Source organism: Nocardia acididurans, assembly GCF_016741815.1.
Classification (GTDB): domain Bacteria; phylum Actinomycetota; class Actinomycetes; order Mycobacteriales; family Mycobacteriaceae; genus Nocardia; species Nocardia acididurans.
Genome location: NZ_JAERRJ010000005.1, coordinates 297,046 through 322,218 on the forward strand (window position 1 = coordinate 297,046; position 25,173 = coordinate 322,218).

30 protein-coding genes and 4 tRNA genes are annotated in these 25,173 nt (G+C 66.0%); 8 read left to right on the forward strand and 26 right to left on the reverse strand.

Annotated elements, in window-relative coordinates:
* Nucleotides 1–6 precede the first annotated feature (6 nt).
* The 13 genes from JK358_RS14505 to JK358_RS14565 all read right to left on the reverse strand — a co-directional run bounded on the left by JK358_RS14505 (nucleotide 7) and on the right by JK358_RS14565 (nucleotide 12,227).
* Nucleotides 7–1,245 (reverse strand): MCE family protein, encoded by a 1,239-nt coding sequence (locus tag JK358_RS14505; protein WP_201947827.1) that lies wholly within the window; start codon nucleotides 1,243–1,245, stop codon nucleotides 7–9.
* Nucleotides 1,242–2,474 (reverse strand): MCE family protein, encoded by a 1,233-nt coding sequence (locus tag JK358_RS14510; protein ID WP_201947829.1) that lies wholly within the window; start codon nucleotides 2,472–2,474, stop codon nucleotides 1,242–1,244. Before JK358_RS14510 ends, JK358_RS14505 begins: the two co-directional genes overlap by 4 nt.
* Nucleotides 2,471–3,730: an MCE family protein gene (locus JK358_RS14515; protein WP_201947831.1), complete on the reverse strand. Its 1,260-nt coding sequence runs from the start codon at nucleotides 3,728–3,730 to the stop codon at nucleotides 2,471–2,473. The genes JK358_RS14510 and JK358_RS14515 overlap by 4 nt, the downstream gene beginning before the upstream one ends.
* A 2-nt stretch (nucleotides 3,731–3,732) precedes the next feature.
* Nucleotides 3,733–4,740 (reverse strand): MCE family protein, encoded by a 1,008-nt coding sequence (locus JK358_RS14520; RefSeq protein WP_201947834.1) that lies wholly within the window; start codon nucleotides 4,738–4,740, stop codon nucleotides 3,733–3,735.
* Complete coding sequence (locus JK358_RS14525) at nucleotides 4,740–5,825, reverse strand: MCE family protein (protein WP_232851277.1); 1,086 nt, start codon at nucleotides 5,823–5,825, stop codon at nucleotides 4,740–4,742. Before JK358_RS14525 ends, JK358_RS14520 begins: the two co-directional genes overlap by 1 nt.
* On the reverse strand, nucleotides 5,822–7,177 hold the full coding sequence (locus JK358_RS14530; RefSeq protein ID WP_201947836.1) for an MCE family protein: 1,356 nt from the start codon (nucleotides 7,175–7,177) through the stop codon (nucleotides 5,822–5,824). The genes JK358_RS14525 and JK358_RS14530 overlap by 4 nt, the downstream gene beginning before the upstream one ends.
* On the reverse strand, nucleotides 7,174–7,938 hold the full coding sequence (locus JK358_RS14535; RefSeq protein WP_372440673.1) for an ABC transporter permease: 765 nt from the start codon (nucleotides 7,936–7,938) through the stop codon (nucleotides 7,174–7,176). The genes JK358_RS14530 and JK358_RS14535 overlap by 4 nt, the downstream gene beginning before the upstream one ends.
* A gap of 103 nt (nucleotides 7,939–8,041) precedes the next feature.
* Nucleotides 8,042–8,836 (reverse strand): MlaE family ABC transporter permease, encoded by a 795-nt coding sequence (locus JK358_RS14540; RefSeq protein ID WP_201947840.1) that lies wholly within the window; start codon nucleotides 8,834–8,836, stop codon nucleotides 8,042–8,044.
* A 10-nt stretch (nucleotides 8,837–8,846) separates the two neighbouring features.
* Nucleotides 8,847–9,905, reverse strand: a complete 1,059-nt coding sequence (locus JK358_RS14545; RefSeq protein ID WP_201947842.1) for an ABC transporter ATP-binding protein — start codon at nucleotides 9,903–9,905, stop codon at nucleotides 8,847–8,849.
* Nucleotides 9,906–10,268: 363 nt separating this feature from the next.
* The gene (gene rplL, locus JK358_RS14550) at nucleotides 10,269–10,649 is read right to left on the reverse strand and encodes a 50S ribosomal protein L7/L12 (protein WP_201947844.1); all 381 of its coding nucleotides are present in this window, start codon (nucleotides 10,647–10,649) and stop codon (nucleotides 10,269–10,271) included.
* An 87-nt stretch (nucleotides 10,650–10,736) separates the two neighbouring features.
* Complete coding sequence (rplJ, locus tag JK358_RS14555; RefSeq protein ID WP_201947847.1) at nucleotides 10,737–11,264, reverse strand: 50S ribosomal protein L10; 528 nt, start codon at nucleotides 11,262–11,264, stop codon at nucleotides 10,737–10,739.
* Between the two features lie 313 nt (nucleotides 11,265–11,577).
* Nucleotides 11,578–11,922: a hypothetical protein gene (locus tag JK358_RS14560; protein ID WP_201947849.1), complete on the reverse strand. Its 345-nt coding sequence runs from the start codon at nucleotides 11,920–11,922 to the stop codon at nucleotides 11,578–11,580.
* A gap of 11 nt (nucleotides 11,923–11,933) precedes the next feature.
* A complete protein-coding gene (locus tag JK358_RS14565) occupies nucleotides 11,934–12,227 on the reverse strand; it encodes a hypothetical protein (protein ID WP_201947851.1) in 294 nt (97 codons plus the stop codon).
* A gap of 143 nt (nucleotides 12,228–12,370) precedes the next feature.
* Between JK358_RS14565 and JK358_RS14570 the strand changes: the two genes are divergently transcribed.
* Both JK358_RS14570 and JK358_RS14575 read left to right on the forward strand, forming a co-directional pair.
* Nucleotides 12,371–12,649, forward strand: a complete 279-nt coding sequence (locus tag JK358_RS14570; protein WP_201947852.1) for a hypothetical protein — start codon at nucleotides 12,371–12,373, stop codon at nucleotides 12,647–12,649.
* A 14-nt stretch (nucleotides 12,650–12,663) separates the two neighbouring features.
* On the forward strand, nucleotides 12,664–12,903 hold the full coding sequence (locus JK358_RS14575; protein WP_201947855.1) for a hypothetical protein: 240 nt from the start codon (nucleotides 12,664–12,666) through the stop codon (nucleotides 12,901–12,903).
* 92 nt (nucleotides 12,904–12,995) lie between these two features.
* Here the strand turns inward: JK358_RS14575 and rplA are convergent, their stop codons facing one another.
* From rplA to JK358_RS14625, 10 genes are all read right to left on the reverse strand, one after another.
* Complete coding sequence (gene rplA, locus JK358_RS14580; protein ID WP_201947857.1) at nucleotides 12,996–13,706, reverse strand: 50S ribosomal protein L1; 711 nt, start codon at nucleotides 13,704–13,706, stop codon at nucleotides 12,996–12,998.
* 75 nt (nucleotides 13,707–13,781) lie between these two features.
* On the reverse strand, nucleotides 13,782–14,216 hold the full coding sequence (rplK, locus tag JK358_RS14585) for a 50S ribosomal protein L11 (RefSeq protein ID WP_201947860.1): 435 nt from the start codon (nucleotides 14,214–14,216) through the stop codon (nucleotides 13,782–13,784).
* Between the two features lie 158 nt (nucleotides 14,217–14,374).
* The gene (gene nusG / locus JK358_RS14590) at nucleotides 14,375–15,160 is read right to left on the reverse strand and encodes a transcription termination/antitermination protein NusG (protein WP_201947862.1); all 786 of its coding nucleotides are present in this window, start codon (nucleotides 15,158–15,160) and stop codon (nucleotides 14,375–14,377) included.
* A 119-nt stretch (nucleotides 15,161–15,279) separates the two neighbouring features.
* Nucleotides 15,280–15,654: a preprotein translocase subunit SecE gene (gene secE / locus JK358_RS40345; RefSeq protein ID WP_201947864.1), complete on the reverse strand. Its 375-nt coding sequence runs from the start codon at nucleotides 15,652–15,654 to the stop codon at nucleotides 15,280–15,282.
* A 31-nt stretch (nucleotides 15,655–15,685) separates the two neighbouring features.
* Nucleotides 15,686–15,758, reverse strand: a tRNA-Trp gene (locus tag JK358_RS14600).
* A 204-nt stretch (nucleotides 15,759–15,962) separates the two neighbouring features.
* Nucleotides 15,963–17,021: a fused (3R)-hydroxyacyl-ACP dehydratase subunits HadA/HadB gene (locus JK358_RS14605; protein WP_201948377.1), complete on the reverse strand. Its 1,059-nt coding sequence runs from the start codon at nucleotides 17,019–17,021 to the stop codon at nucleotides 15,963–15,965.
* Between the two features lie 187 nt (nucleotides 17,022–17,208).
* Entirely contained in the window at nucleotides 17,209–17,379 is a 171-nt protein-coding gene (gene rpmG, locus JK358_RS14610; RefSeq protein WP_029925945.1) for a 50S ribosomal protein L33, read from the reverse strand.
* Nucleotides 17,380–17,427: 48 nt separating this feature from the next.
* Nucleotides 17,428–17,500 (reverse strand) — tRNA-Met (locus JK358_RS14615).
* A gap of 75 nt (nucleotides 17,501–17,575) precedes the next feature.
* Nucleotides 17,576–17,648, reverse strand: a tRNA-Thr gene (locus tag JK358_RS14620).
* Nucleotides 17,649–17,869: 221 nt separating this feature from the next.
* A tRNA-Tyr gene (locus JK358_RS14625) sits at nucleotides 17,870–17,952 on the reverse strand.
* Between the two features lie 138 nt (nucleotides 17,953–18,090).
* Here JK358_RS14625 and JK358_RS14630 point away from each other — a divergent pair.
* Nucleotides 18,091–18,582: a YajQ family cyclic di-GMP-binding protein gene (locus tag JK358_RS14630; protein ID WP_201947866.1), complete on the forward strand. Its 492-nt coding sequence runs from the start codon at nucleotides 18,091–18,093 to the stop codon at nucleotides 18,580–18,582.
* Nucleotides 18,583–18,591: 9 nt separating this feature from the next.
* Here JK358_RS14630 and htpX read toward each other — a convergent pair whose 3' ends face one another.
* Entirely contained in the window at nucleotides 18,592–19,470 is an 879-nt protein-coding gene (htpX, locus tag JK358_RS14635; RefSeq protein ID WP_201947869.1) for a zinc metalloprotease HtpX, read from the reverse strand.
* Between the two features lie 205 nt (nucleotides 19,471–19,675).
* Complete coding sequence (locus tag JK358_RS14640; RefSeq protein WP_232851279.1) at nucleotides 19,676–20,698, reverse strand: polyprenyl synthetase family protein; 1,023 nt, start codon at nucleotides 20,696–20,698, stop codon at nucleotides 19,676–19,678.
* A gap of 377 nt (nucleotides 20,699–21,075) precedes the next feature.
* Here JK358_RS14640 and JK358_RS14645 point away from each other — a divergent pair, with 377 nt between their 5' ends.
* Genes JK358_RS14645 through JK358_RS14655 form a run of 3 tightly spaced genes read left to right on the forward strand, consistent with a single transcriptional unit; the run spans nucleotide 21,076 to nucleotide 23,210 of the window.
* Nucleotides 21,076–22,302 (forward strand): geranylgeranyl reductase family protein, encoded by a 1,227-nt coding sequence (locus JK358_RS14645; protein ID WP_201948382.1) that lies wholly within the window; start codon nucleotides 21,076–21,078, stop codon nucleotides 22,300–22,302.
* Between the two features lie 11 nt (nucleotides 22,303–22,313).
* A complete protein-coding gene (locus tag JK358_RS14650) occupies nucleotides 22,314–22,763 on the forward strand; it encodes a helix-turn-helix transcriptional regulator (protein WP_201948384.1) in 450 nt (149 codons plus the stop codon).
* 9 nt (nucleotides 22,764–22,772) lie between these two features.
* Nucleotides 22,773–23,210: a VOC family protein gene (locus JK358_RS14655; RefSeq protein ID WP_201947871.1), complete on the forward strand. Its 438-nt coding sequence runs from the start codon at nucleotides 22,773–22,775 to the stop codon at nucleotides 23,208–23,210.
* Nucleotides 23,211–23,296: 86 nt separating this feature from the next.
* Here the strand turns inward: JK358_RS14655 and JK358_RS14660 are convergent, their stop codons facing one another.
* Nucleotides 23,297–23,800 (reverse strand): DUF2505 domain-containing protein, encoded by a 504-nt coding sequence (locus JK358_RS14660; protein ID WP_201947873.1) that lies wholly within the window; start codon nucleotides 23,798–23,800, stop codon nucleotides 23,297–23,299.
* Nucleotides 23,801–23,839: 39 nt separating this feature from the next.
* On the opposite strand from JK358_RS14660, the gene JK358_RS14665 reads away from it, so the two are divergent.
* Both JK358_RS14665 and JK358_RS14670 read left to right on the forward strand, forming a co-directional pair.
* A complete protein-coding gene (locus JK358_RS14665) occupies nucleotides 23,840–24,346 on the forward strand; it encodes a DUF3592 domain-containing protein (protein ID WP_307817519.1) in 507 nt (168 codons plus the stop codon).
* Between the two features lie 9 nt (nucleotides 24,347–24,355).
* Complete coding sequence (locus JK358_RS14670) at nucleotides 24,356–25,069, forward strand: demethylmenaquinone methyltransferase (protein ID WP_201947875.1); 714 nt, start codon at nucleotides 24,356–24,358, stop codon at nucleotides 25,067–25,069.
* Nucleotides 25,070–25,173: the final 104 nt, after the last annotated feature.

Below are 25,173 nucleotides of genomic sequence, written 5' to 3' on the forward strand. Positions count from 1 at the left end.
CCGACCTCACTTGACGGTGACGCCCATGAGCGTGGCGAGCTGGGTCGCGACCGGGTTCAGGTTGAGCTTGTCGGGGTCGTACTTGGGTTTGGAGTCCCACGGCTGCGGGACGGAGGGATCGGCCAGTTCGGCGCGCTCGCCACCGCGGACGGCCGTCTCGCTGCCTTGCGGCACAAGGCATTTCGCGTTCGTATTGAACGGGAAGTCGTCGCGGCTGTCGTCGAAGTTCGGGTTCTCGCGCTTCATCTGGTCGATGATCGCCTGGGTGCCCTCGTAACCGACGGTGCAGGCGGGCGGGTTGTTGGTCTCCAGGACCAGGCCGAAGTGGGTGGTGCCGTCACCGGGAGCGGTCGCGGACGCGCCGATCGACAGCAGCGGCAGCATCTGCAGCACCGGGCCGAGCGCGTAGAACTTCGGCGAGACGGCCAGCAGCAGCGTGCGCAGGTTGGTCAGCGTGGAGGTGAGCCCCGGGCCGGCCGTGCGCAGCAGCTGCTGAATCGAGGAGCCCGCGTCGGTGCCGGTGCCGATGAGGCGGCGGATATCCGGATCGTTCGACTTCAACTGTGCCGTCAGCTGATCCAGGCCGTCGCTGAACGCCCGGATGGACGAACCCTGCTCGGACTGGGTGGTCAGCACGGTCTGCGCCTGCCGGATGAGATCCAGGGTCTGCGGCAGGTTCTCGACGCCGGTCTGGGTGAACTTGTTGAGCGAGTCCACCAGCACCTGCAGATCGTCACCCTTGCCGTCGAACGCCTTGCCGAGCTCGGTGATCGTGGTGCTCAGCGCGGCCAGATCGGTGGTGCTCGCGAAGTGATCGACACTGGACAGCAGGGTCTCCACCGGAATCGGCAGCTGTGCGCCGACGATGATCGACCCGTCCTTCAGGTACGGCTCACCGGAATTGGTGGGAACCAGGTCCACGTACTGCTCGCCGATGGCGGAACGGTTGGCCACCACGGCCTTCGCGCTCGCGGGCACCTTCGGCTTACCGGAATCCATTTCCAGCGTGATGATCACGCCGTCCTGGGTGATGTCGATATCGCCGACCCGGCCCACGGGCACACCGCGGTAGGTGACCTCCGCGCCCTTGGACAGGTTGCCCGTGCCCGCGGCCTGGAGTTTCACCTCGTAGAGCCCGAAGCCCAGCATATTGTCCAGGCGAACGTATTTCGCGCCGACGAACACCACGCCGAGTACGGCGATCAGCGCGAACGCGATCAACTGGTAGCGCACCAAACGTGTCATCGCTGACCCACTCCCAACTGCTCGAGGAAGGTCCCCAGCGGATTCGCGGGATTCCCGGTGACGGGCGCGAGCACGGAATTCGGCAGCAGCGGCAGCAGTGACACCGTCGGCCAGCCGCCGCGCGGGCCGTTGCCGTTGTAGTACGGATTCGACGGGTCGACATTGGGCTGCGGCCCGGTCTGCGGCGGGACGTACACCGGATTCTGTTTGCCCACACCGAGATTCGACAGCAGGGTGCCGATCTGCAGGTCCACCGACAGCCAGGTGTTCACCTGGCCGCCGAACGCCGACTTGATGGCCTCGTCCGGGAACGGATACGTGGGCACCAGCGGGAACGCGGTCACCAGATCGTTGGCCGACTTGCCGAGCTCCTGCAGCGTGGGCCGCAGCGAGCTGAGGTCGGTGATCAGGTTCTCCTTGGAGTTGTCGAGCACGTCCATCCCGGCCTGGCCGAGGCGGTCGAGCTGACCGAGCAGGCCGATCAGCTGCGGGCGCTGCTCCTCCAGGATCTGGATGCCCTGCGGCAGTTCGTCGAGCACCTTGCCGATCTGCTCGGTCTGGGTGCTGACGCGGCTGCTGAGCCGGTCCAGGCCGTCCAGCGCGCGAGTGATGTTGTCCACCTGCTGATTCAGGCCGTCGATGAGGGTGTTGGCCTGCTCCAGCAGGGAGCGCACCTTGCCCTCACGGCCTTCCAGGGCCTTGTTCAGCTCCACCACGATCGGCTGCAGCTGTGCCACGCCACCGCCGTTGAGCAGCAGCGACAGCGCGCCGAGCACCTGCTCCACCTCGGTGGCGGTGCGGGTGCGCTCGACCGGAATCGTGGCGTCGTTCTTCAGCCGCGCCGGATCGGGATCGTTTGCGGGAGCGGACAATTCGATGAACTTCTCACCGAGCAGATTGGACTGCCGCACCTCGGCCCGCGCGTTGGCGGGCAGGTTCACATCACCGTTGACGATGGTCTTGACGCTGGCGGTCCAGCCGTCCGGCGCGAGCTCGATCTTGTCGACGCGGCCGACCGCGACACCGTCGACCTTCACCGCCGACTGCGGCACCAGATCCAGCACATCGGCGAACCGGATGTCGATGTGCAGCGGGTTCTTACCCACATCCGCGCCGCCGGGCAGCGGAATACTGTCCGCACCGCAGCCCGCGACCAGCAGGGAAACCGTTCCCAGCGCCGCCATGGCGGAGGCGATCCGCTTGGGCGACTTCGAGATTCGGGCCTTCATCGCTGACCGCCTTCCGTCTGCGACGGGGGCAGCGCGTCCGACGGGTTGCCCGGGACCGAGCCCGGTACCGCGTTGCGCTGCTCGTTGTCGCCGCTGAGGATGCCGAACGGCAGGATCAGCGACGGCGTCTTCACGCCCGCGGTGATCTGGTCGGCGATGGCCTCGCAGTGGCTGAGAATGGGTTGCAGCTGCCGCGAGATGGCGTCGAACTTCTCGTCGCCGGGCCGCAGTTTGCCCAGGTCCAGCATTTTGCACATGACCGCGAAGGGGTCCTGCAGGTCGGTGAAGTTGGGGCGCATGTCGAGGGTGCCGGTTTCACCGTTGTGCACGTTGATCAGGTTGGACAGCGCGGTCGGGATGAGCGGCAGCGCCTTGGCCAGATCGTCGCGCTGATCGGCGAGGGTCTGGGTGAGCGTGGTCAGGGCGTCCGCGTTCTGCTGCACCAGCTGCCTGTTGTCGTCGATGAAGCGGGCGACGTCGCCGAGCGCCACCGACAGCAGGCTCAGCGCGTCGCCGAGATTCTGCCGCTCCCCCGCCAGGAAGGTCGACAGCGAGGCCAGCTGGGTGTTGAAATCCCGCACCTGGGCGTCGTTGTCGGCCAGCGTCTGCACGAAGACCTGCAGGTTCTTGATGGTGTCGAAGATGTCGGTGCGCGAATCCGACAGTGCGGCAGCGGCTTTGGACAGCTGGGTGAAGCTGTTGTTCAAGGCGTCGCCGTTGCCCGCGAGGTTGTCGGCGGTGGTGCGCACGAGTTCGTTCACCGCACCGTCGCGGTTGGCTCCGTTGGGGCCCAGCGCATCCGAGAGTTCGGTGATCGACTTGTAGAGCCGGTCCACCTCGACCGGGGTCGCGGTGCGGTCCTTCGGGATGGTGGCTTCGCGCTCCATCTTCGGCCCGCCCTTGTAGGCGGGGGCCAGCTGGATGTAGCGGTCCGACACCACGGACGGCGTGATCTGTGCGGCCTTGGCGTCGGCGGGGACGTCGAAGCGCCGGTCGACGCTCATGACGACCTTGACCTGCTCGCCCTCCGGCGTCACCGAATCCACGTGTCCGACAGGCACTCCGAGGATGCGGACGTCCGAACCCTCGTAGATGCCGACGGACTTGTCGAAGTACGCCGTGATGACGGTGGTGTTGAGTTTGCCCCAGCCCCACCAGGCCGCGCCCGCGAGCAGCACCGCCGCGGCGGCCACCCCGGCGATGATCTTGCTCTTGGTACTGGACGCCCGCAGAGCGGTCAGCGGATTCGTCGCCATGGCTAGCCTCCCATCTTTCGGATCGGCGCACGGTCGCCCGGAATCTCGGGCAGGGCAGGCGGAATCAGGTTGGTGATGACGGCGTCGAACCAGCGGCCGGTGCCGAGCACGTTGGAGTACAACCCGTAGAACGGCGCGGCCAGCTCCAGCGTCTTGGAGATGTTCGCCTGGTTGTCGTTGAGCAGGGTGATGGCGGCCTCGAGGTTGGTCAGCGCGGGGCCGATCTGCTCCTCGTTCTCCTGCACCAGCGCGGTCAACTCCACCGCGACGGTTTTCGCGCCGGACAGCAGCTGCGCGATGGCGGCCTGCCGAATGTTCAACTCGCCCAGCAGTTGTCCGCCATTGGCGAGCAGCCGCTCGAATTCGGTGTTGCGGTCGGCCAGCACCTGCGAGGTGGTCTTGGTGGCGGCGAACAGCTTGCGCAGCTGATCATCGCGCTTGGCCAGCGACTCCGACAGGCGCGAGACGCCGTCGATGGAGCTGCGGATCTCCGGCGCGGTGCCCGAGAAGGCCTCCGACAGCACGCGCATGCTCTGCGCCAGCTGATCGGTGTTGGTCTGCTCGATATCCTCGGCCGCGTCGCTGAACGCGTCCACCACGTCGTACGGGGAGACGGTGCGCGACAACGGAATCGGGTCGCTCGGGTCCGCGGTGCCGGAGCCCTTGGGGTCCAGCGCCAGGTACTTCTGCCCGAGCAGGGTCTTGATCTGGATGGACGCCGTGGTCTGGTCGCCGATCCAGGCGTCCTGGGTGCGGAAGTCCACCAGCACCTTGTCGCCGTCGAGGCGCACGTCCTGCACGGTGCCGACCTTCACGCCGGCGATGCGCACCTCGTTGCCCTTCTTCAGGCCCGCGGCCTCGGAGAATTCGGCGGTGTACTTGGTGCCCGCACCGATGATGGGCAGCTTGTCCAGGCTGAACGCGGAAACGGTCACCAGCAGCACCATGAGCAGGCCGATGCCGCCCATGAACGCCGGACTGCGTTTGCCGAGCACGATCCGATCGTCCATCAGCGGCCTCCCTTCCCATGGCAGCGCGGCGCGGGATTGGTGTAGATGGGCTGATTGATGGACGGCATATGTTCGGCCGCACCGAGATTCAGCTGCGGCGCGTCCGCGGTGCCCGGCCCGGCGACGATGTCGATGCCGCACAGGTAGAACTGGAACCAGGAGCCGTAGGAGGCGGCGCGGCCCAGTTTCTCCATCTTGATGGGCAGGTTGGTCAGGCCCTCGTTGACCTCGTCCTTGCGCTCGTTGAGCGTGGCGGTCAACTGGTTGAGGCCCGCGATGGCGCCTTGCAGATTCGGCCGCACCGGCACCAGCAGGTCGGCGGTGGCCTGGGTCAGATTGCTCAGCGAGGTGAGCGCCGAGCCGATCGTGCCGCGTTCGGCGTTCAGCCCGGAGACCAGCGCCTCGGTGTTGACGATGAGCTGATCCAGTTGCCCGTCACGGGAGTTCACCGCGTCGAGCACCTTGTTCAGGTTGTCGATGACCGCCCCGATCACCGCGTCCTTGTCGGCGACCTTGTTGGTCAGCGCCGCGGTATTGGACACCAGATCGCGGATGGTCCCCGATTCACCCTGGAACACCTGGATGATCTCGTAGGACAGCTTGTTCACGTCCTCCGGCGTCAGCGTCTGGAACAGCGGCCGGAAACCATTGAACAGTTCGGTCAGGTTCAGCGCGGGATGCGTGCGCTCGAGCGGGATGGTGCCGCCCTCGTTGAGCTTGCGGCCCTGCTGCCCGGTGCCCTGATCGAGCGCGATGTAGCGCTGCCCCACCAGGTTCCGGTACTTGATGGTCGCGATCGTGGAGGCGGGCAGCCAATCCCGGTCCGACACTTCGAATTCCACATTGGCCAGGCGCTTGTCGACGATGGCCACCTTGGTCACCTTGCCGACGCGCACACCCGCGATGCGCACCTCGTCACCCGGGTTCAGCGAGGTGACATCGGTGAACCGGGCGTTGAACTTCGCACCGCCGCCACCGTAGTTGGCGATGGTCAGCGCGAGCACGCTGGTGGCGAAGACGGTCACCGCGACGAAGGCGATGAGTTTGGTCAGGGTCGGCCCGAGGCCGCGCAGTAGATCCTTCATCGAATGGTCACCTCGCTCCCGCGGAAGGCCGGGGCCGCGATCTTGGAGACCCAGCCGGGCACCTCTTCGGGCGAGACACCGTGTGCCGCACCGTAGATCGTGCCCAGGGTCCGCTGTTCGGCCGGGGATCCGGCGGTGGTCGCCGGGTAGGGGCCGTACACCTTGTACTGCGGCGACGGCATCTCACCGATGTGCTGATCGCCGGGGGTGCGGCTGGGCGGCTGGTAGGAGCCGTCATTGGCCGAACCGTTGGTGTACTGGCCCGGGTCGGTGAACAGCGGGTACTCCGGAATGCACATGGCCCCGCGCTCATCGAACCAGCGCGGCTCGTCCTGGTTGGGGACGTAGCGGCCGCGCGGGTTCACGATCTCCACGCTCACCCGCGAACCCGGCAGATCGGTGCCCTTACCGAAGATGTCGTCGATGCGCGGCTTCATGGTCGCGAAGTTCTTCAGCGCGCAGGTGTAGCCGGGCGAGTACCGGGCCAGCGCCTCCAGCGCGGGCCGCGAGTCGGCGGCCACGTCGATGATGTTGTCCCGGTTGGTGATCAGGAAATCCGTCAGCTCCGAGGCGCTGGGGGTGAGCACCGAGTACAGGGTGTCGATCTGCGAACGCTTCTGCACGATGGTGGCATTGGTGGTGCGCAGGTTGTCCAGCGCGTCCACCAGCTGCGGGGCGGCGTCGGCGTAGATGTCGGAGAAGTCGGCGAACAGGCGCAGATCCTCCTGCAGGGTCGGCATCTCGCCGTTCACCTTGGTGAAGATCTCGTCGAGCCGGTCGATGGTGCGGCCGAGCTCCTCGCCCTTGCCCTGCAGCGCCTGCGAGATCGCGCCGAGGGTGGAGGCCAGGTACTGCGGCGGGACCGCCTGCAGCAGCGGCAGGATGTCGTCGAGCAGCTTGCTGACCTCGATGGCGTGGCCGGTGGTGTCCTGCTGCAGGGTCATGCCCTCGGTCAGATGCTGACCGCTCGGATCCTCCGGCCACACCAGATCGACATAGCGTTCGCCGAACAGGGTTTTCGGCAGCAGCCGCGCCTTCACATTGGCGGGGATCTTGTCGGCCTTGGCCGGGTCGATGGCCAGCGCCAGGGTGACCTTGGTGCCGTCGAAATCGCTGGAGCGCACCTCGCCGACCGTCACGCCGCGGACCTTCACATCCGCGTTGCGGGTCAAGGCGTTTCCGACCGTGTCGGTGATCAGATCCACGTTGACGGTGTCGACGAACTTCTTGTTGTAGATGGCCGTCGTGGTCCACAGGAACAGCGCCAGCACCACGAAGAACAGCACGCCGAGGGTCCGGGTGCGCAGCATCTCGGTGGACCGCCAGAACCGCACGCGATTCGGATTGCTCATCCGGCCACCCGCACCGTCGTAGTCGTGCCCCAAATGGCAAGGGACAGGAAGAAATCGAGGATGTTGATCAGAACGATCGCGGCGCGGACCGCGCGGCCCACGGCCACGCCCACACCGGCCGGGCCGCCACTGGCGTTGAAGCCGTAGTAGCAGTGCACCAGGATGATCACGAACGCGAAGACGAGGACCTTGAGGAAGGAATATATGACGTCTTCGGGTGGCAGGAACAGGCTGAAGTAGTGGTCGTAGGACCCACTGGATTGCCCGTTGAAATAGATGCTGATCAGCCGCGACGCGATGTACGTGCCGAGCAGGCCGACGATGTAGAGCGGGATGACCGCCATGAATCCGGCGATCACGCGCGTGGTCACCAGGAACGGCACGCCCGGCACCGCCATGACCTCGAGCGCGTCGATCTCCTCGGAGATCCGCATGGCTCCGAGTTGCGCGGTGAAACCACAGCCGACGGTCGCCGAAAGTGCCAGCGCCGCAACGAGTGGCGCGAGCTCACGGGTGTTGATGTAGCCGGTCAGGAAGCCGGTGAGCACACCGGAACCGAGCGCGTCGAGAGCCTTGAAGCCCTGCAGGCCCACGACCACACCGACCGACGCGGACATGAACACGATCACGCCGATGGTGCCGCCGATGACCGCCAGCGCACCCGAGCCGAAGGTCACCTCGGCCAGCAGCCGCATGACCTCCTTGCGGTAGTGCACGGCGGTGCGCGGGATCCACGCGATGGCCCGCGTGTAGAACGACATCTGATCCCCGGCCTTGTCGACCAGGGTCACGGGGGCCTTGAGCGCACCGGCTACCCGGCGCGCCGACCTCTGAATGGGGTTGGTGCGCTGTGAAACAACCATTTCACGCGCCCTTGGCGGGGACGACCTGAAGATAGATCAGGGTGAGGATCAGGTTCAGGAAGAAGAGCACCAGGAAGGTGATGACCACCGATTGATTCACGGCGTCGCCTACTCCTTTCGGTCCCCCTTTTGGATGCAGCCCCTTGTAGGAGGCGATGACGCCCGCCACGAGTCCGAAGATCAGAGCCTTGATCTCGCCGATCCAGAGGTCGGGCAGCTGCGCGAGCGCGGAGAACGAGGCCAGGTAGGCGCCGGGCGTACCGCCCTGCAGGCCCACATTGAAGAAGTACCCGCCGCAGATGCCGACCACGGAGACGAGGCCGTTGAGCAGGAGGGCGACCAGCATCATGCCGAGCACGCGCGGAACCACAAGGCGCTGAATGGGATCGATGCCGAGAACCTCCATGGCATCGATCTCCTCGCGAATGGTGCGCGAGCCGAGATCGGCGGCGACGGCCGAGCCGGCCGCACCCGCGATGATCAGAGCGGTCACCACGGGTGCGGCTTGCTGGACGGTTGCGAGAACACTGGTGGCTCCGGTGAACGCCTCTGCGCCCAGCTGCTTGATCAGCGAGCCGGTCTGCAGGGCCACCACAGCGCCGAACGGGATTGCCACCAGTGCGGCCGGGAGGATCGAGACACTCGCGATGAACCACGACTGCTCGATGAACTCCCGCCACTGGAAGGGCCGGCGGAACGTCTTACGGACCACATCCAAGAGGAGTGCGAAGATGTTGCCGACCTGGGCAAGACCCGACTCGACCGGGGTGCGCAGTCGTGTCAGGGGTGGGGTCACGCCGCGTATGTTACCCGTTAGTCAGGTTGTGTCGAACCGTGGAGTCGAACGCGCCCTGGTAGGCGGGAATCACCTGCGTGTCGGAGTCGCCGTTCTCCTCCAGCGACCGGCGGATCGCCTCCTGCGCGGCGGGCGGCAGGGTGTGCAGGATCTGACGCACCCGCTCCCGACGACGCAGAACAGCCTGACGAACCGGCATACCCGGCTGCGCCTTCATCTGCGGGATGATGCCCTCGACCTCTTCGGCGCCGCCGTGGTGATGACCGGCATCGACCATCGCCTGCTCGCGGGCCATCTGGGCCTCGTCCTTCTCCTCCGACATACCGATCGGACCGATCATGCGGCCGTTGAGGAACTGCTTCACCACCGGCTCGTCCGAGGTCAGCAGCACCTCACGAGGGCCGAACATGACCAGGTTGCGGCGGAACAGCATGCCGATGTTGTCCGGCACGGTACGCGCCAGGTTGATGTTGTGCGTCACGATCAGGATCGTCGCGTCGATCTGCGCGTTGATATCGATCAGCAGCTGCGAAAGATAGGAAGTACGAACGGGATCCAGACCGGAGTCCGGCTCGTCGACCAGGATGATCTGCGGGTCGAGCACCAGCGCGCGGGCCAGACCGGCACGCTTGCGCATACCACCGGAGATCTCACCCGGGAGCTTCCCCTCGGCGCCCAGCAGACCGGTGAGTTCGAGCTTCTCCATGACGATCTTCTTGATCTCGGATTCGCTCTTCTTGGTGTGCTCGCGCAACGGGAACGCCACGTTGTCGAACAGGTTCATGGACCCGAACAGCGCGCCGTCCTGGAACAGGACGCCGAACAGCTTGCGGATCTCGTACAGCTCCTTGTTGGAGCATGTGGTGATATCGGTCCCGTCGATGTAGATCGAGCCCTTCTCCGGGCGCAACAGACCGATCAGGGACTTCAGAAAGACGGATTTACCGGTACCGGAGGGGCCGAGCAGTGCGCTGACTTCCCCCGACGGCAGAGTCAGAGTGACATCCTGCCAAATTCGCTGCGAACCGAACGACTTGGTGATGCCCTCGGTCCTGACCTCGACGCCCACGCCAACCTCCACAATTTCATCAGACGAGCGCACTACTGCGGCGACCACTCGATAACTGAGCGCGCGGTGTGGCGCGTCACAGTAGGTTCGGCCACTGTATCGCATATGCCCCGTCTCGGACACCGCGACCTGACTCATGAGTAGCTGTCCCGCCTCTCCGCGACTTCAGCGCCCAACAGAGAGCCGTTCACCGCCACGCACGCGTGCCGCCGGTAATGTGCCGAACCTATTTTGGACGTACCCGGTGAGTTACCCGGACCGTACGAAATCTGTAGTCACGTACGCGAAAAGGGGCGGTCCCCATATTGGGAACCGCCCCTTTTCAGGCAGGATGCGGGAGTACCGCTACCAGGCCATCCGCAATTACTTGACGGAAACCTTGGCGCCGGCCTCTTCCAGCTTGGCCTTGGCAGCCTCGGCGGCGTCCTTGGCGACCTTCTCCAGGATCGGCTTCGGGGCGCCCTCGACCAGGTCCTTGGCTTCCTTCAGGCCCAGGCCGGAGACGATCTCACGCACGACCTTGATGACCTGGATCTTCTTGTCGCCGGCACCCTCGAGGATGACGTCGAACTCGTCCTGCTCCTCGGCGGCCTCGGCCGGGGCAGCAGCGCCACCGACGGCGGCGACGGCGACCGGAGCAGCGGCGGTGACCTCGAACTTGTCCTCGAACGCCTTCACGAACTCGGACAGCTCCAGCAGGGTCATACCGGCGAAGGTCTCGAGCAGCTCTTCAACGTTGGCCATTGAATTTCCTTTCGGTGTGTTCATCGCCGCGCGAACGGCGACGAAGAGGTTTGGGGTGGGTGGTGAAAAGAGAAGCAGGGATACCGCTTACGCGGCTTCCTCGGCGCGCTTCTTCTCTTCGAGGGCGGCGGCCAGGCGAGCGACCTGCGAGGCCGGGGCGGCGAACAGCCCGGCGGCCTTGGCGAGGTTGCCCTTCATGGCACCGGCCAGCTTGGCGAGCAGCACCTCGCGCGACTCGAGATCGGCGATCCGCTCGACCTCGGACACGGACAGCGCCTGGCCGTCCATGTAGCCGCCCTTGATGATGAGCGCCTTGTTGTCCTTGGCGAACGCCTTCAGCGCCTTCGCGGCCTCGACCGGCTCACCCTTGATGAAGGTGATGGCGGTCGGACCGACGAACAGGTCATCCAGGCCAGCGACGCCCGCCTCGGCGGCGGCACGCTTGACCAGGGTGTTCTTGGCGACGGAGTAAGTGGCGTCCGCACCCAGGGCGCGGCGCAGCTCGGTGAGCTTGCCGACCGACAGGCCACGGTATTCCGTGACGACGGTGGCCGTAGCAGTCTCGAACTGCTCCTTGATCTCCGCTACCGCGGTGACCTTCTCGGCTTTTGCCATACTTCGCCTCCTCTCTGGATGGTCGGTTCTTTCGATGTGTGCCACCGAAATCCGCCACAGGGGCCGGCGATAAAGCAAACGCCCCGCGGACGCAGAGGTCCCGGGGCGCACAAGAAAAACAACGCGAGCGAACTCGAACTGTTCATCCCAGCCTCGGCTCTCCCTGCGTGGGCCGCCGGCAATAACGCCGGACCTTCGACTGCCTCGCGGCAGCAACCAACGGTCTTCGGTAGAACGATTTGGGGTGATCATCGAACGGATCGATGACCGTCGACAACTATAGCCGACGGCCATCGATCCACCAAAACGGCCCTTACCCGTTGCCACCCGACAGCGAATGACTGCCCAGCGACAGCGCCGAACTCCCCGCGTTCAGCGGGGTCATCAGCACATTCAGCACCTGACACTGCACCGGCAGCGGCGTCGGGCTGGGCGGAGACTGAATGGGCAGCGGGCAGCCCAGCGTCATCGCCGACCCCGCGTAGGCGAGGTACAGCGGCGCGAAGGGCAGCAGATACAACCCGGACCCGTCACCCCAGTTGCCCGTACCACTGTCCGCGACCGGCGCGGGTTCCAGTGGCAGCGGCGCGGCCGTCGCGGCCGGGGCCGCCACGGCGACCAGTGCGGCTGCGGCGCACGAGAAAACAAGACGTCGCACGGAGAGCCCTTTCATCGGTTGCCGCCGGAGATGCTGCTGCTACCCGAGTAGATGCCCCGCAGGAACGCGCAGTACGGGGGCTCGGGCGCCGGGTTGGGGTTGGTGTCGCCCGGAACCGTCTTACAGCCCATCACCACCGCGGAGCCCAGGTAGGCCATATAGGGCGGCAGCATGAGGAAGTCGGATGATCCCGAATCGGCAACGGGGGCAACGGGTTCGATATCGAGAGGGGCGGCGGTGGCGGCCGGCGCCGCGAAGGCGCCCACCGCCAGGGCGGCGGCAGCGGAGAAGACGAGGCGTCGCATGTGGACTCCTTCGGATGGTGCGTGATGCGAGTCCACGCACGCTGTCATGCGCACCCATGAAGGCCAAGACTGTAAAACTAGGGTATTTCACACTGACCGAACTCCGCTATGGTCTACGAACATCTTTGTTCGGAGGTAACCCCATGATTCCACGTTTCACCAAACTCCTTGCCACGGTGACGATTTCCGCCGCCCTCACCGGCGTCGCCCTCTCCCCCGCCGCCCACGCCGCCCCGGCCGCCCAGCCGGTCGCCGATTCCGGTTCCAGTTCCGGTTCCAGCTCGGGCTCCACCGAGCTCCTCAACATCCTCGTCATGCCCCGCGCCGTCATCTACCTGCTCGTCTGCGGAATCTGGGGCGGCACCGAGCCCGACCCCCGCCCCCTCTGCAACGCCCTGAACAGCGGCAGCTCCAAGAGCTGAATCCGGAGATCCTCATGAAGCGAATACTCCTCACGGCCGTCGCCGCCGCAGCCCTCGGCAGCCTGGCCGCCGCACCGGCAAGCGCCGCCCCGAGCCCCGGCAACCCCGAAACCGGTTCCGCCGTCATCGATGTCGGTTCCTCGGCACTCCAGGCCGGCTCGGCCGCCATCGTCACCCCCATCGTGGGGAACCTCATCCGATCCCTGTGCACCATGAGCACCGGCGACCCGATCTGCGGTCTCCGCGACCTCTGACTACATCTGCGCGAGGAAAAGCGAAGGGCCGGTACGAGATTCGTACCGGCCCTTCGGGCTTTGCGTTGCTACGCGTTATCGCGTGGGAGGACTCAGTCCTCTTCGGCGAAGTTGCGGGTGCGGTTCGGATCCACCGGGATGCCCGGTCCGGTGTTGGTCGAGAACGTCACCTTCTTGACGTAGCGGCCCTTCGCGGTGGAGGGCTTGACACGCAGGATCTCGTCGAGCGCGGCGCCGTAGTTCTCGGCCAGCTTCTTCTCGTCGAAGGAAGCCTTGCCGATCACGAAGTGCAGGTTGGCCTGCTTGTCGACGCGGAAGTTGATCTTGCCGCCCTTGATGTCGTTGACAGCCTTGGTCACATCGGGGGTGACGGTGCCGGTCTTCGGGTTCGGCATCAGGCCACGCGGGCCCAGCACGCGAGCGATACGACCGACCTTGGCCATCTGATCCGGGGTCGCGATGGCGGCGTCGAACTCCAGCCAGCCACCCTGGATGCGCTCGATCAGGTCCTCGGCGCCCACGGCGTCCGCACCGGCGGCCTCGGCCTCGGCGGCCTTGTCGCCCACCGCGAACACGATGACGCGGGCGGTCTTACCGGTGCCGTGCGGCAGGTTGACGGTGCCGCGGACCATCTGGTCGGCCTTGCGGGGATCGACGCCGAGACGAACGGCGACCTCGACGGTCGCGTCGGTCTTGGTGGTCGAGGTCTCCTTCGCGAGCCGCGCGGCGGCCAGCGGGGCGTAGAGCGCCGTCTTGTCGACCTTGGCGGCCTGCTCGACGTAAGCCTTGCTTCGTTTTGCCATTTTTGTCTGTCCTTGTCTTAAGTCAGAAGTGGTACATGGGACTGGCAAGTCCCTCCCACCAGAGCCGGAAGGCTCTTACTCCGCGATGGTGATACCCATCGAGCGGGCGGTGCCAGCGATGATCTTCGCCGCGGCGTCGATGTCGTTGGCGTTCAGGTCTTCCTGCTTGGTCTTGGCGATCTCACGAACCTGGTCCATGGTGATCTGCGCGACCTTGGTGCGGTGCGGCTCGGCCGAACCCTTCTGGATTCCCGCGGCCTTCAGCAGCAGACGCGCGGCGGGCGGCGTCTTCAGCTTGAAGTCGAACGAGCGGTCTTCGTAGACCGTGATCTCGACCGGGATGACGTTGCCACGCTGCGACTCGGTCGCCGCGTTGTACGCCTTGCAGAACTCCATGATGTTGACGCCGTGCTGACCCAGCGCCGGACCCACCGGCGGAGCCGGGTTGGCCTGGCCGGCCTGGATCTGGAGCTTGATGAGCCCAGCGACCTTCTTCTTCTTCGGGGGCATCTTTCTTCCTTGGTTAGGTTCCTTACGGATCACCCGTAAGCCTTTTCAGGGACTTGCACCCGGGGCAGCAAGCAGCCCAGGGCACAACCCGTCAAGTCTATGCGAACGCGAAAAAGGCGGTGACACCGGGGCGAACCCGGGCCACCGCCTCGCTGCGACTAAATCTTGGCGACCTGCGTGAAGGCCAGTTCGACCGGGGTCTCACGGCCGAAGATCGAGACCAGCACCTTGAGCTTCTGCTGTTCGGCGTTGACCTCGGAGATGGAGGCGGGCAGCGTGGCGAACGGGCCGTCCATGACGGTGACCGACTCGCCGACCTCGAAGTCGACCTCGATGATCGGCTTGGCGGCGGCCGACTCGCCCGCACCACCGGTGCTCGCGGCGGCGGCAGCGGCGGCAGGCGCGGCGGCCTTCTTCTGCTGCGAGGCCGGGACCAGGAACTTCACCACATCGTCGATGGACAGCGGCGACGGCTTGGAGGTCGCGCCGACGAAGCCCGTCACACCGGGGGTGTTGCGCACCGCGCCCCACGACTCGTCGTGCAGCTCCATGCGGACCAGGATGTAACCCGGCAGCACCTTGCGGTTGACGTTCTTCTTCTGGCCGTTCTTGATCTCGGTGACCTCTTCGGTCGGGACCTCGACCTGGAAGATGTAGTCCTCGAGACCGAGGTTCTGCACGCGGGTCTCGAGATTGGCCTTCACCTTGTTCTCGTACCCGGCGTAGGAGTGGATGACGTACCAGTCGCCCGGGGCGCGCCGCAGCGCGGCCTTCATCTCGGCGACCGGATCGGCCGGCTCGGCGTCGACAGGCGCGGAGAGGTCGGCGGCGGGCTCCGCCTCGGCGGAGTCGTCGGATTCCTCGGCGGCGGTGATGGTTTCGTCGTCCACCACCACGTCGTCGATCTGGAATTCGTCGGTTGTGCCGTTCTCCGGGGTGCTCACTGGGGCACTCGCTTCCTTGTCGTCACGTAATCCTCTGCGCGCCGGGGGCAACAAGCCCCGGCGGATGGTCCCGCTCCCCGCCTCTGCTCGGGGAACCGGTTACCGGCGCCGACCGTCAGCTAGCCGAAGAGCCAGTTGACACCCTTGATGAACGCCAGATCCAACCCGCTGATGAACGCGACCATGAAGACCACGAACACCAGAACAACGCTCGTATAGGTGACCATCTGCTTGCGGTTGGGCCAGATCACCTTGCGAAGTTCGGAAACGACTTCCTTGAGGAACTTCACCAGGCGCTTGAACGGGTTGCCCGTACCGCTGCGACCGGCCTTGCCGGACTGCTTGGTTGCCTTGGCCTGCGTCGAGGGACGGTCGATCACCGCCGCCGAGGAGGATGACGCCGCACGACCACGCCGGGCGGAACGCTTGCCGCTCGGACGTGCCGCAGCGGATTCGTCGCCATCTTCGTGGCGAGTATCCCGCTCGTCGCTCACGTCGATCCTCTCTCGTCGCTGGCACTCAGGGCAGGGGCGACAGGACTTGAACCTGCAACCTGCGGTTTTGGAGACCGCTGCTCTGCCAGTTGAGCTACGCCCCTTCGGCTGGACTCCGGGTGTCATCGCCCAGCCACATGTTCGTATTCAGTTGTACTACGGGTTGTGTGTACTACGGGTTGTGCACCCGGGGCTTTCACAAACCAGCGCGCCGCTCCTCGGAGCAGCGCGCATCAGCTAATGACCCCAGATTTCCGAGTGTACGTCAACCGACGCGGCAATCGCCAATCGGGGGTCGACCCCTCTGGTCAGGCGAGTTGCACCGTGGCGGTGGCCCGGCCGAAGATCTTGCGGCCCTCCGATTTCGCCACGATGGCGATCACGGCGGTGCGGGTTTCCGGGTCCACGGACTTCACCTTGCCGGTGTATTCGATCTCTGCGGGACGGTCCACGGGGACGTACACGGGGCTGGTGAAGCGGACGTTGTACTCCTTCACCGCGCCCGGGTCGCCGAGCCACGAGGTGACGAAGCCGCCACCCAGGCCCATCGTCAGCATGCCGTGTGCCACAACGTTTTCCAGGCCGACCAGCTTCACGACGTCGTCGCTCCAGTGGATCGGGTTGGCGTCGCCGGAGACACCGGCGTAGTTCACCAGATCGCCGCGGGTGAGACGGACGACGCGGGAAGGCAGTTCGGCGCCGACGGTCACGTCCTCGAAGCGGATGGCGTGCTTGCTCGCGGTGATCGCGCCCGCGGTGGCCTGCACCGGAACCGGCGCGGCGGCCGGCGTGGCGGGCACATCGGTGCGCGGGTGGTGTTCGGGACGCTCGTCGGGGCCGATGCCGTGCATGAGCACATTGCGCACGGCGTCACCGATATTGGGATCGATGTCACCGCCGCTGCGGCCGATGAGGGTGGTGTAGGTGGTGAGCACGAGCTCGTCGTTCTGCGCGACCACGTCGTTCTTGGTGACGATGATGTCGCCGCCGAAGGCCTGGCGGAACGAGTGCAGGTACACGATGCAGGAGAGCTGGTCGCCGGCCTTGATGGGCCGGTGGAATTCCAGGATCTGATCGGTCTGCATGATCTGGCTCAGGTCGTAGCCGGTGACGATCTGCTCGAAGAGCGTGCGCTGGGCCAGGATTCCGACCAGCGAGATGAAGGTGAGCGGAGCGACGAGACCGTCGTAGCCGTACTCCTGGGCGATGTCCTCGTCCCAGTGCACCGGGTGGTAATCCTGCACGGCCCGGGCGTATTCACGGACCTTCTCGCGGCCCACCTCGTAGTAGTCGTCCACCCGGTAGTGGTGGCCGACCATGGCGGCGGCGTGTGCGGCGGGATCGAAAACCTCACCCAAATCAGGCATTTCGGCCTCGGTGTTGATCGTCACGGCAGGACATCCCTATCTGACCCCGAACCCGGGGACGGCGGAGCGCTAATCACCGCTATATACACCAAGTGCCGGACCGGGGGCCACTGTCTCTCTGTATTGAGGGACGAAGTGGCCGGCCGTTCCGGCACTTCTTCCACGCGGTAGATCGCGCGGGGTTAAGTTAGCGAGACTCGCGGTGCGCCCGGTGGGTGCCGCAGTTGGGGCAGAACTTCTTCAGCTCCAAGCGGTCCGGGTCGTTCCGGCGGTTCTTCTTGGTGATGTAGTTGCGGTGCTTGCACTGCTCGCAGGCCAAGGTGATCTTTGGCCGGATATCAGTGGACTTCGCGGCCACGATTTGCCTTCTTTCCGGTCAACCGACTGAGGGTCAATCAGTATGGGGTAGCGATGGCCGGACTTGAACCGGCGACACAACGATTATGAGTCGTTTGCTCTACCGACTGAGCTACACCGCCATGTGTGCGGGTTTGACAGTAGCGACGGCCCGGTCAATCAGGACGGCCGAGTCGGTCACCACCGGCAATCCGGCGAGCCCCCTAACGGAATCGAACCGTTGACCTTTTCCTTACCATGGAAACGCTCTGCCGACTGAGCTAAGGGGGCATGTCTGCTTGGCTCCACCCGGAAGGCGGGGCGCTGAAGACTTGAACGAGATTACACAACACTTCGGAGCATCTCCAAACCGGGTGGTCAGAGCCGGTTTTCGAGCCCTGGGACGCGGCGGTGCGGCAGGTGCCGCGGGTGTCCTTCGGGTGTGTGTGAACGCGTGCCGTCCCGAGATGCACGAAACCCCCCGAACTCATCGAGTTCGGGGGGTTTCGGTGTGGCAGATGTAGGATTCGAACCTACGTAGGCTTTCGCCGACGGATTTACAGTCCGCTCCCATTGGCCGCTCGGGCAATCTGCCGGACACGCCTTGCGGCGCGGTGACGAGAATACATCCAACCCCCGCCCCGAATGCAAACCGGCTGGCTATGGGTATGACGGACGGGCTAGCGTCGGCGATCGAAACCCCATTTTTCGGATCTTGGACAGGAGCACAGGCGTGGCGGATTCGTCATTCGATGTCGTGAGCAAGATCGACCGTCAAGAGGTCGACAACGCGCTCAATCAGGCCGCTAAGGAGCTGAGCCAGCGGTACGACTTCCGCAACACCGGCGCGGGCATCGAGTGGTCCGGCGAGGAGAAGATCATCCTCACCGCCGACTCGGAGGACCGCGTGAAGGCGGCGCTGGATGTGTTCAAGGAGAAGCTGATTCGCCGCGACATCTCGCTCAAGGCGTTCGACGCCGGTGATCCGCAGGCCTCCGGCAAGGTGTACAAGATCACAGGCACCCTGGTGCAGGGCATCACCACCGAGAACGCCAAGAAGATCGCCAAGAAGATCCGCGACGAGGGCCCCAAGAGCGTGAAAGCGCAGATCCAGGGTGAGGAACTGCGCGTCTCCAGCAAGAGCCGCGACGACCTCCAGTCGGTGATCTCCCTGCTCAAGGGCAGCGATTTCGAGATCGCCCTGCAGTTCGTGAACTACCGCTAGGAACAGCGGCTAGTAGCGGTGCGTGCCGCCCGCCATCTCCTCGAGGCGGGCGATGCGATCCGCCATCGGGGGGTGGGTGGAGAACCAGCGCGCCATCTTGTCGCCGGCCCGGAAGGGATTGGCGATCATCAGATGCGACTGCGCGGTGAGCTGCGGTTCGGGCGGCAGGGGGGCCGCCTGGACACCGCGCTCCAGCTTGCGCAGGGCCGAGGCCAGCGCCAGCGGATCGCCGGTGAGTTCGGCGCCGTCCTGGTCGGCCTGATACTCGCGCGACCGCGAGACGGCCAGCTTCACCAGCGAGGCGGCGATCGGCCCGAGCAGCGAAACCAGAAGTATCGCAATGGGATTCGCGCCGCCATTACGGTTGCCGCCGAACGCGCTCGCGAAGAACGCCAGATTCGCGATACCGGAGATGACCGCGGCGAGCGCACCCGCGACCGACGAGATCAGGATGTCGCGGTTGTAGACGTGCGACAGTTCGTGGCCGAGCACCGCGCGTAGCTCACGCTCGTCCAGGATCTGCAGGATGCCCGTCGTACAGCACACCGCCGCATGGCGCGGATTGCGCCCGGTGGCGAAGGCGTTGGGCGCGTTGGTGGGACTGATGTACAGCCGCGGCATGGGCTGCCGGGCCGTGGTCGCCAGCTCGCGCACGATGCGATACATGACCGGCGCTTCGAGTTCGCTCACCGGCTGTGCGTGCATGGCCTTGAGGGCCAGTTTGTCGCTGTTGAAGTAGGCGTAGGCGTTCATGCCCACCGCCACCAGGATCGACAGCACCAGGATCGTCGGATTCCGGAACAGAGCTCCGATGAAGACGATCAGCGCCGACATCCCGACCAGCAGCCCGAACGTCTTCAATCCGTTCGCATAGCCGTTGCCGTGCATTGGTCTCTGCCCGCCTCTCCGCGACTTCAGCGCCAGGCTGAGAGCCGCTCTCCGTCCCATTCGCGTGGTGCGGTCGAGCGCGTCCTGAACTCTGGACGTACCCGACGAGTTACCCGGCCCTCACGAGATCGGTTGTCCCGTTCGGTGCCGCATCGTGCTCGCGTCCCAGCAGGTGAACGAAAGAGGCCTGACCAGAAGTTCCCTTTTACCCGACTCGCTCGATGGTGTAGCGGACCAGGCGCTCGAGGGCCTCGTTGGCCGGGCCGGAGGGCAGTGCGGCGAGTTCGGCGTGCGCGATATCGGCGTAGCCCTGCAGCTTCTCCTTGGCCAGGACCATGCCGCGCGAGCGCGAGAGCAGGTCGAGGGCCTCGGCGACCTCGTCGTCGGATTCCAGCGGGTGGGCGAGCAGTTTGCGCAGGCGGTCGCCCTCGGAGCCCTCTTCGCGCAGGGCGTAGAGGACGGGCAGGGTGTGCACGCCCTCGCGCAGGTCGGTGCCGGGGGTCTTGCCGGACTGCTCGGACACCGAGGAGATGTCAATGATGTCGTCGGAGATCTGGAAGGCGGTGCCGACCGCGTCGCCCAGGCGGGCCAGGCGTTCCACGTGGTCGAGGTTCGCGCCGGAGAAGGTGCCGCCGAAGCGTCCGGCCGCCGCGATGAGCGAGCCCGTCTTCTCCCACACCACGCGCAGGTAGTGCTCGACCGGATCCTGGGACTGCTTGGCGCCGATGGTCTCCCGCATCTGACCGGTGACCAGTTCGGCGAAGGTTTCGGCGATGATGCGCACCGCGTCCGGGCCGAGGGTGGAGACCAGGCGGGAGGCGTGCGCGAACAGGTAGTCGCCGGCCAGGATGGCCACACTGTTGCCCCAGCGCGAGTTCACACTGGGCGCGCCGCGGCGCATGGGGGCCTCGTCCATGACGTCGTCGTGGTAGAGGGTCGCGAGGTGCACGAGTTCGACGACCGTGCCCGCGGTGACCAGGTCCGGGCTGGTGGGGTCCGGGCCCAGCTGACCGGTGAGGATGGTGAACAGCGGACGGAAACGCTTGCCGCCGGCCTTGGCCAGGTGCAGCGCGGCCTCCTGCAGGAAGTCCTCGCCGTCGGACAGCTCTGTGATCAGCAGATCCTCGACCTCGTCGAGGCCCTTCTTCACCGTCGCCGCGAGCTCGGGATCGCCGAGATCCACCCCCGCCACCACCGTGCTCTCATCGCTCACAGCCGATGCGCTCATTTCATCTCCCAGTGCCGCGTCCGACCCCACGCCAAAGAACCTAGCGTGTGGATCGATCACCCCCTATGGACACCACCGTAGTGCGACGCAGAGAACATCGGGGAGATCGGATGAACATCACATGAACCCGTGTGAGCATCCCCTCGAACCGGCGCCGGGAGGCGGAGGTGCACCGATCATCATGTGCTGCAAGTATTGACCGCATGCGCTCACCCGATCAGCACCCGAGTTCGCAGCACCCCGAGGTTCGCGGCCGTCTCGATTCTGGACTGAGTGGAGCGGGGGAGCGAAGCGGAGGAGCGGAGGGAGGGAAGAATCGAGACTCCCAGGGCCGCGAACCCGCCCGGAGCGAAGCGGAGGGCAAGGAGGACCCAGCGCTGCCAGCGCATGCTGATGTTTTGGTGGTGGGGGCAGGTCCGGCCGGGTCGGCGGCGGCCGCCTGGGCGGCGCGGGCGGGGCGCGATGTACTGCTGACCGATGCGGCGGTGTTTCCGCGGGACAAGACCTGCGGGGACGGGCTGACGCCGCGCGCGACCGCCGAACTGGAGCATCTGGGGCTCGGGGACTGGGTGCGCGAGCACACGGTCAATCACGGGTTGCGAATGGCCGGGTTCGGGCGGGAGGCGCTGCTGCCGTGGCCGGGCGGATCCTTCCCCACCTACGGAAGTGCCGTTCCGCGAATGGAACTCGACGACAAGCTGCGCGACGCCGCGGTGAAGTCGGGCGCGCGGATGGTGGACGGGGCCCGGGTCGTGGAGGTCGCGCGCGACGGCGACCGGGTGACCGGGGTGACCGTCAAGACCGCCGCCGGACTGCGTGCGGTGTCCTGCAATATCCTGATCGTGGCGGACGGGGTGCGGTCGCCGGTCGGAAAACTGCTGGGGCGCACCTGGCATCGGCAGTACGCGTACGGCGTGGCCGCGCGGGCCTACATCCGCTCCGAGCGCAGCGACGATCCGTGGATCACCTCGCATCTCGAATTGCGTGATGCCGAGAACACTTTGGTGCCGGGGTACGGGTGGGTGTTCCCGCTCGGCAACGGCGAGGTCAATATCGGCGTCGGCTCGCTGGCGACCGAGCAGCGCCCCTCCAATATCTCGCTGAAACCGCTGCTGCAGCACTATGTTTCACTGCGCCGCCAGGAGTGGGGTTTCGAAGGTGAAGCGCGCGCGGTGACTTCGGCGCTGCTGCCCATGGGCGGTGCGGTTTCCCATGTGGTCGGGCGCAACTGGGCACTGGTCGGCGATGCCGCCGGATGTGTGAACCCGCTCAACGGCGAGGGCATCGACTACGGCCTGGAGGGCGGGCACATGCTGGCCGGCATCCTGGACGAGCCGGATCTGTCGAAGATCTGGCCGGAGATGCTGCGTGCCCGCTACGGCCGCACCTTCTCGGTGGCGCGTCGCTTGGCCGCGCTGGCCACGCACCCGCGCACGGTGCCGCTGGGCGGGCCGCCGGTCATGCGGTCGAAGTTGTTGCAGCGCACCGCGGTTCGCGTGATGGGCAATCTGGTGGACGACGAGGACCTGGATATCACCGCCAAGCTGTGGCGGGGTGCGGGCCGCGCGTCCATGCGATTCGACCAGTTGCAGCCCTTCTCGTGAGCGGTCGGCCGATTCCCGAGGACCTGCTGCCGCATCTGCGGCGGGCCCGGGATCTGGCCGACCGGAAGTACGCGGAGCCGCTGGATCTGGACAGTCTGGCGGCGGCCGCGGGGGTGTCGAAGTATCACTTCCTGCGGTGCTTCGCGGCGACCTACGGGAAGACCCCGGCCGTATATCTGGCCGAGCGCAGGATCGAACGCGCGCAGGACCTGCTGCGCGCCACCAATGTGACGGTGACCGAGGCGTGCATGCTGGTCGGCTACAGCAGTCTGGGCTCGTTCAGCCGCAAGTTCACCGAGCTGGTGGGGATGTCGCCGTCGGAGTATCAGGCCAAGTTCGCGGCGGAGGGCGTGCCGCACATTCCCGGCTGCTACGTGTTCATGCACGGATTGTCCGACCGCAGACTGCCCGACCAGAGAATCGCAATTTCGGAGAAGCGGATCCGAAGACGCAGGTCATAGCCTTGTGGCATGACGACGATTACGAACATCTCGCTGGTCACCGTGTACGTGACCGATCAGACCGAGGCCAAGCAGTGGTACATCGAGAAGCTCGGCTTCGTCGAGACCGGCGATGTCACCATGGGCGAGAACGGCTTCCGCTGGGTGACCGTCGCCCATCCGGATCATCGGGAGCTCGAGGTGACGCTCATGGTCCCCGGGCCGCCCCTGGACGACGAGTTGGCCGAGGCCACCCGCCGCTCCCTGGCGAAGGGCACGCACGGGGCGCTGGGCCTGCGCACGGATGACTGTCACAAGACCTTCGAGGAACTCACCGCCAAGGGCGTGGATTTCGTACAGCCCCCGTCGGAGCGCCCGTACGGCGTGGAAGCCGTGATCCGGGACAACTCCGGCAACTGGCTCGTCATCGTCGAGAACCGCGAATTCGACCCGAGCGCAATGCAATAGACGACCGCGGCCCCGGAGGCCGAAGCCCCCGGGGCCGGGGTGGGGGGTCGGGGGCGAAACCCCGAGAGCCCCCGAGAGCGGGCGTACTACGCGGTCTGCGAGGCGAACCACTCCTCGACGGACTTGCGCTCGCTGTTCATGGTCTTCTGGAGCAGGTTCTCGACCAGCGGCTCGATCGCCCCGCCGACCAGCGGCACGCTCACGTCCACGGTGCCCGCGGCCTCGATCTCGGATCCCTCGGCGGTGGGCCGCAATTCGAAGGTGCCCTCCATGGCGGTGGTGATCCCGCCCGACTTCCCGATGAACGTGCCCTTGGCGATCTCGCCGTCCAGGGCGCCCCAGGTGTCGGTGCGCTCGAGCATGAGGTCGCTCTTGAGCACCTTCTTGACGATGCCGGGAATCTTGTCCTCGGGCGCTTTTTCGGTCATATGGATGCGCGCGGTGCCGGGGCCGTCCGGGTGGGACAGGTCCAGGGTCGCGGTGGCGGCGTCCTTGAAGCGCGCCTGCCACATCTCGTCGTTGGTGAGTGCCCGGTGAAGATCTTCTACCGGAACGCTGTACTGCACGGTGAAGCTGAATTTACGGGACATGGCGGCAAGGGTAGCGGGGCCGTGGAATAGCCTGGTGAAGTGTCGGAAACTAGCCAGTCTGCTACCGGATTGCGGCGGCGTGCGAAACGCCTGCGGCGGGCCCGGATCGGGGTCGTGATCACCGCGTGCGCGGTGAGCGTGCTGGCCCTGCTGCTGCTGGCCGCGGCCTGGCGCGACGATCAGCTGATCAATGCCGACAAGGGCGTGACCAGCGCGGAAGTGCTCTCGGCGGGCCGTCTCCGCTCGGCGGTGATCTACGTGACCCCCGATGGCGTGACCCACAATCCGAAGGTCGGCGTGCTCTATCCGACCAAGTTGACCGCCGGTGAACGGATCAATGTCGAATACCGGCGCAGCGATCCGGATCTCGTGCGTGTCGCCGGGCGCGACGTTCGTGTCGCGATCATTCCGATGCTGTCGGTGGTCGCCGTGGCGTGGCTGATCGCACTGCCGCTGCTGTGGCTGCTGGGCTCTCCGCCGACGCGGTGGCTCGCGTCGTTCAACGCGGCCCGATCGCGGTGGTCGCGCCCGCGCCGCGAGAGCTAGTGTGCGCATATGGCGAAAACGGAGCGGCAGGAACTGATTCGGGCCTCGCTCGAGAAGCAGCCGCATGAAGTCGCGTCGATGTTCGACGGGGTCGCGAAGCGGTACGACCTGACCAATACGTTGATTTCGGGGGGCCAGGACCGCTACTGGCGCTACCAGACGCGCAAGGCCCTGGCCCTGCGTCCCGGCGAACGCGTGCTGGATCTGGCTGCGGGGACCGGTGTTTCGACGGTCGAACTCGCCAGGTCGGGTGCGTGGTGTGTGGCCGCGGACTTCTCGCAGGGGATGCTGGCGGCCGGGCGCTTCCGCAATGTGCCGATGGTCGCCGGTGACGCGATGGCGCTGCCGTTCGCGGACGAATCCTTCGACGCGGTGACCATCTCCTACGGTCTGCGCAATGTGTCGGATCCGGATCTGGCGCTGCGCGAGATGCTGCGCGTGACCAAGCCGGGCGGGCGGTTGGTGGTGGCGGAGTTCTCGACGCCGACCTTCGCCCCGTTCCGGACCATCTACATGGAGTACCTGATGAAGGCGCTGCCCGCGGTGGCCAAGAAGGTCTCCTCGAATCCGGACGCCTACGTGTACCTGGCCGAATCCATCCGGGCCTGGCCGACACAGTCGCAGCTGGCCCTGCGCATCGCCGACGCCGGATGGTCGTCGGTGAAGTGGAAGAACCTGAGCGGCGGCGCGGTGGCCCTGCACCGCGGATTCAAACTGAGCTGAACCGGCGGCGGGTAGCGGCTGACCGGCCCGCCCGCCACCAACCGCACGCTGCGGTTTTGTGAATCCCGTCACCGAATCGCGCTCCTCACCACCGATTTACACGG

Coding starts and splice junctions, on each gene's coding strand:
- JK358_RS14505 (WP_201947827.1), bottom strand. CDS start 1,245: ATGACACGTTTGGTGCGCTACCAGTTGATCGCGTTCGCGCTGATCGCC.
- JK358_RS14510 (WP_201947829.1), bottom strand. CDS start 2,474: ATGAAGGCCCGAATCTCGAAGTCGCCCAAGCGGATCGCCTCCGCCATG.
- JK358_RS14515 (WP_201947831.1), bottom strand. CDS start 3,730: ATGGCGACGAATCCGCTGACCGCTCTGCGGGCGTCCAGTACCAAGAGC.
- JK358_RS14520 (WP_201947834.1), bottom strand. CDS start 4,740: ATGGACGATCGGATCGTGCTCGGCAAACGCAGTCCGGCGTTCATGGGC.
- JK358_RS14525 (WP_232851277.1), bottom strand. CDS start 5,825: ATGAAGGATCTACTGCGCGGCCTCGGGCCGACCCTGACCAAACTCATC.
- JK358_RS14530 (WP_201947836.1), bottom strand. CDS start 7,177: ATGAGCAATCCGAATCGCGTGCGGTTCTGGCGGTCCACCGAGATGCTG.
- JK358_RS14535 (WP_372440673.1), bottom strand. CDS start 7,938: ATGTCGTTCTACACGCGGGCCATCGCGTGGATCCCGCGCACCGCCGTG.
- rplL (WP_201947844.1), bottom strand. CDS start 10,649: ATGGCCAACGTTGAAGAGCTGCTCGAGACCTTCGCCGGTATGACCCTG.
- rplJ (WP_201947847.1), bottom strand. CDS start 11,264: ATGGCAAAAGCCGAGAAGGTCACCGCGGTAGCGGAGATCAAGGAGCAG.
- JK358_RS14565 (WP_201947851.1), bottom strand. CDS start 12,227: ATGCGACGCCTCGTCTTCTCCGCTGCCGCCGCCCTGGCGGTGGGCGCC.
- JK358_RS14570 (WP_201947852.1), top strand. CDS start 12,371: ATGATTCCACGTTTCACCAAACTCCTTGCCACGGTGACGATTTCCGCC.
- JK358_RS14575 (WP_201947855.1), top strand. CDS start 12,664: ATGAAGCGAATACTCCTCACGGCCGTCGCCGCCGCAGCCCTCGGCAGC.
- rplA (WP_201947857.1), bottom strand. CDS start 13,706: ATGGCAAAACGAAGCAAGGCTTACGTCGAGCAGGCCGCCAAGGTCGAC.
- rplK (WP_201947860.1), bottom strand. CDS start 14,216: ATGCCCCCGAAGAAGAAGAAGGTCGCTGGGCTCATCAAGCTCCAGATC.
- JK358_RS14605 (WP_201948377.1), bottom strand. CDS start 17,021: ATGCCTGATTTGGGTGAGGTTTTCGATCCCGCCGCACACGCCGCCGCC.
- htpX (WP_201947869.1), bottom strand. CDS start 19,470: ATGCACGGCAACGGCTATGCGAACGGATTGAAGACGTTCGGGCTGCTG.
- JK358_RS14640 (WP_232851279.1), bottom strand. CDS start 20,698: ATGAGCGCATCGGCTGTGAGCGATGAGAGCACGGTGGTGGCGGGGGTG.
- JK358_RS14655 (WP_201947871.1), top strand. CDS start 22,773: ATGACGACGATTACGAACATCTCGCTGGTCACCGTGTACGTGACCGAT.
- JK358_RS14660 (WP_201947873.1), bottom strand. CDS start 23,800: ATGTCCCGTAAATTCAGCTTCACCGTGCAGTACAGCGTTCCGGTAGAA.
- JK358_RS14670 (WP_201947875.1), top strand. CDS start 24,356: ATGGCGAAAACGGAGCGGCAGGAACTGATTCGGGCCTCGCTCGAGAAG.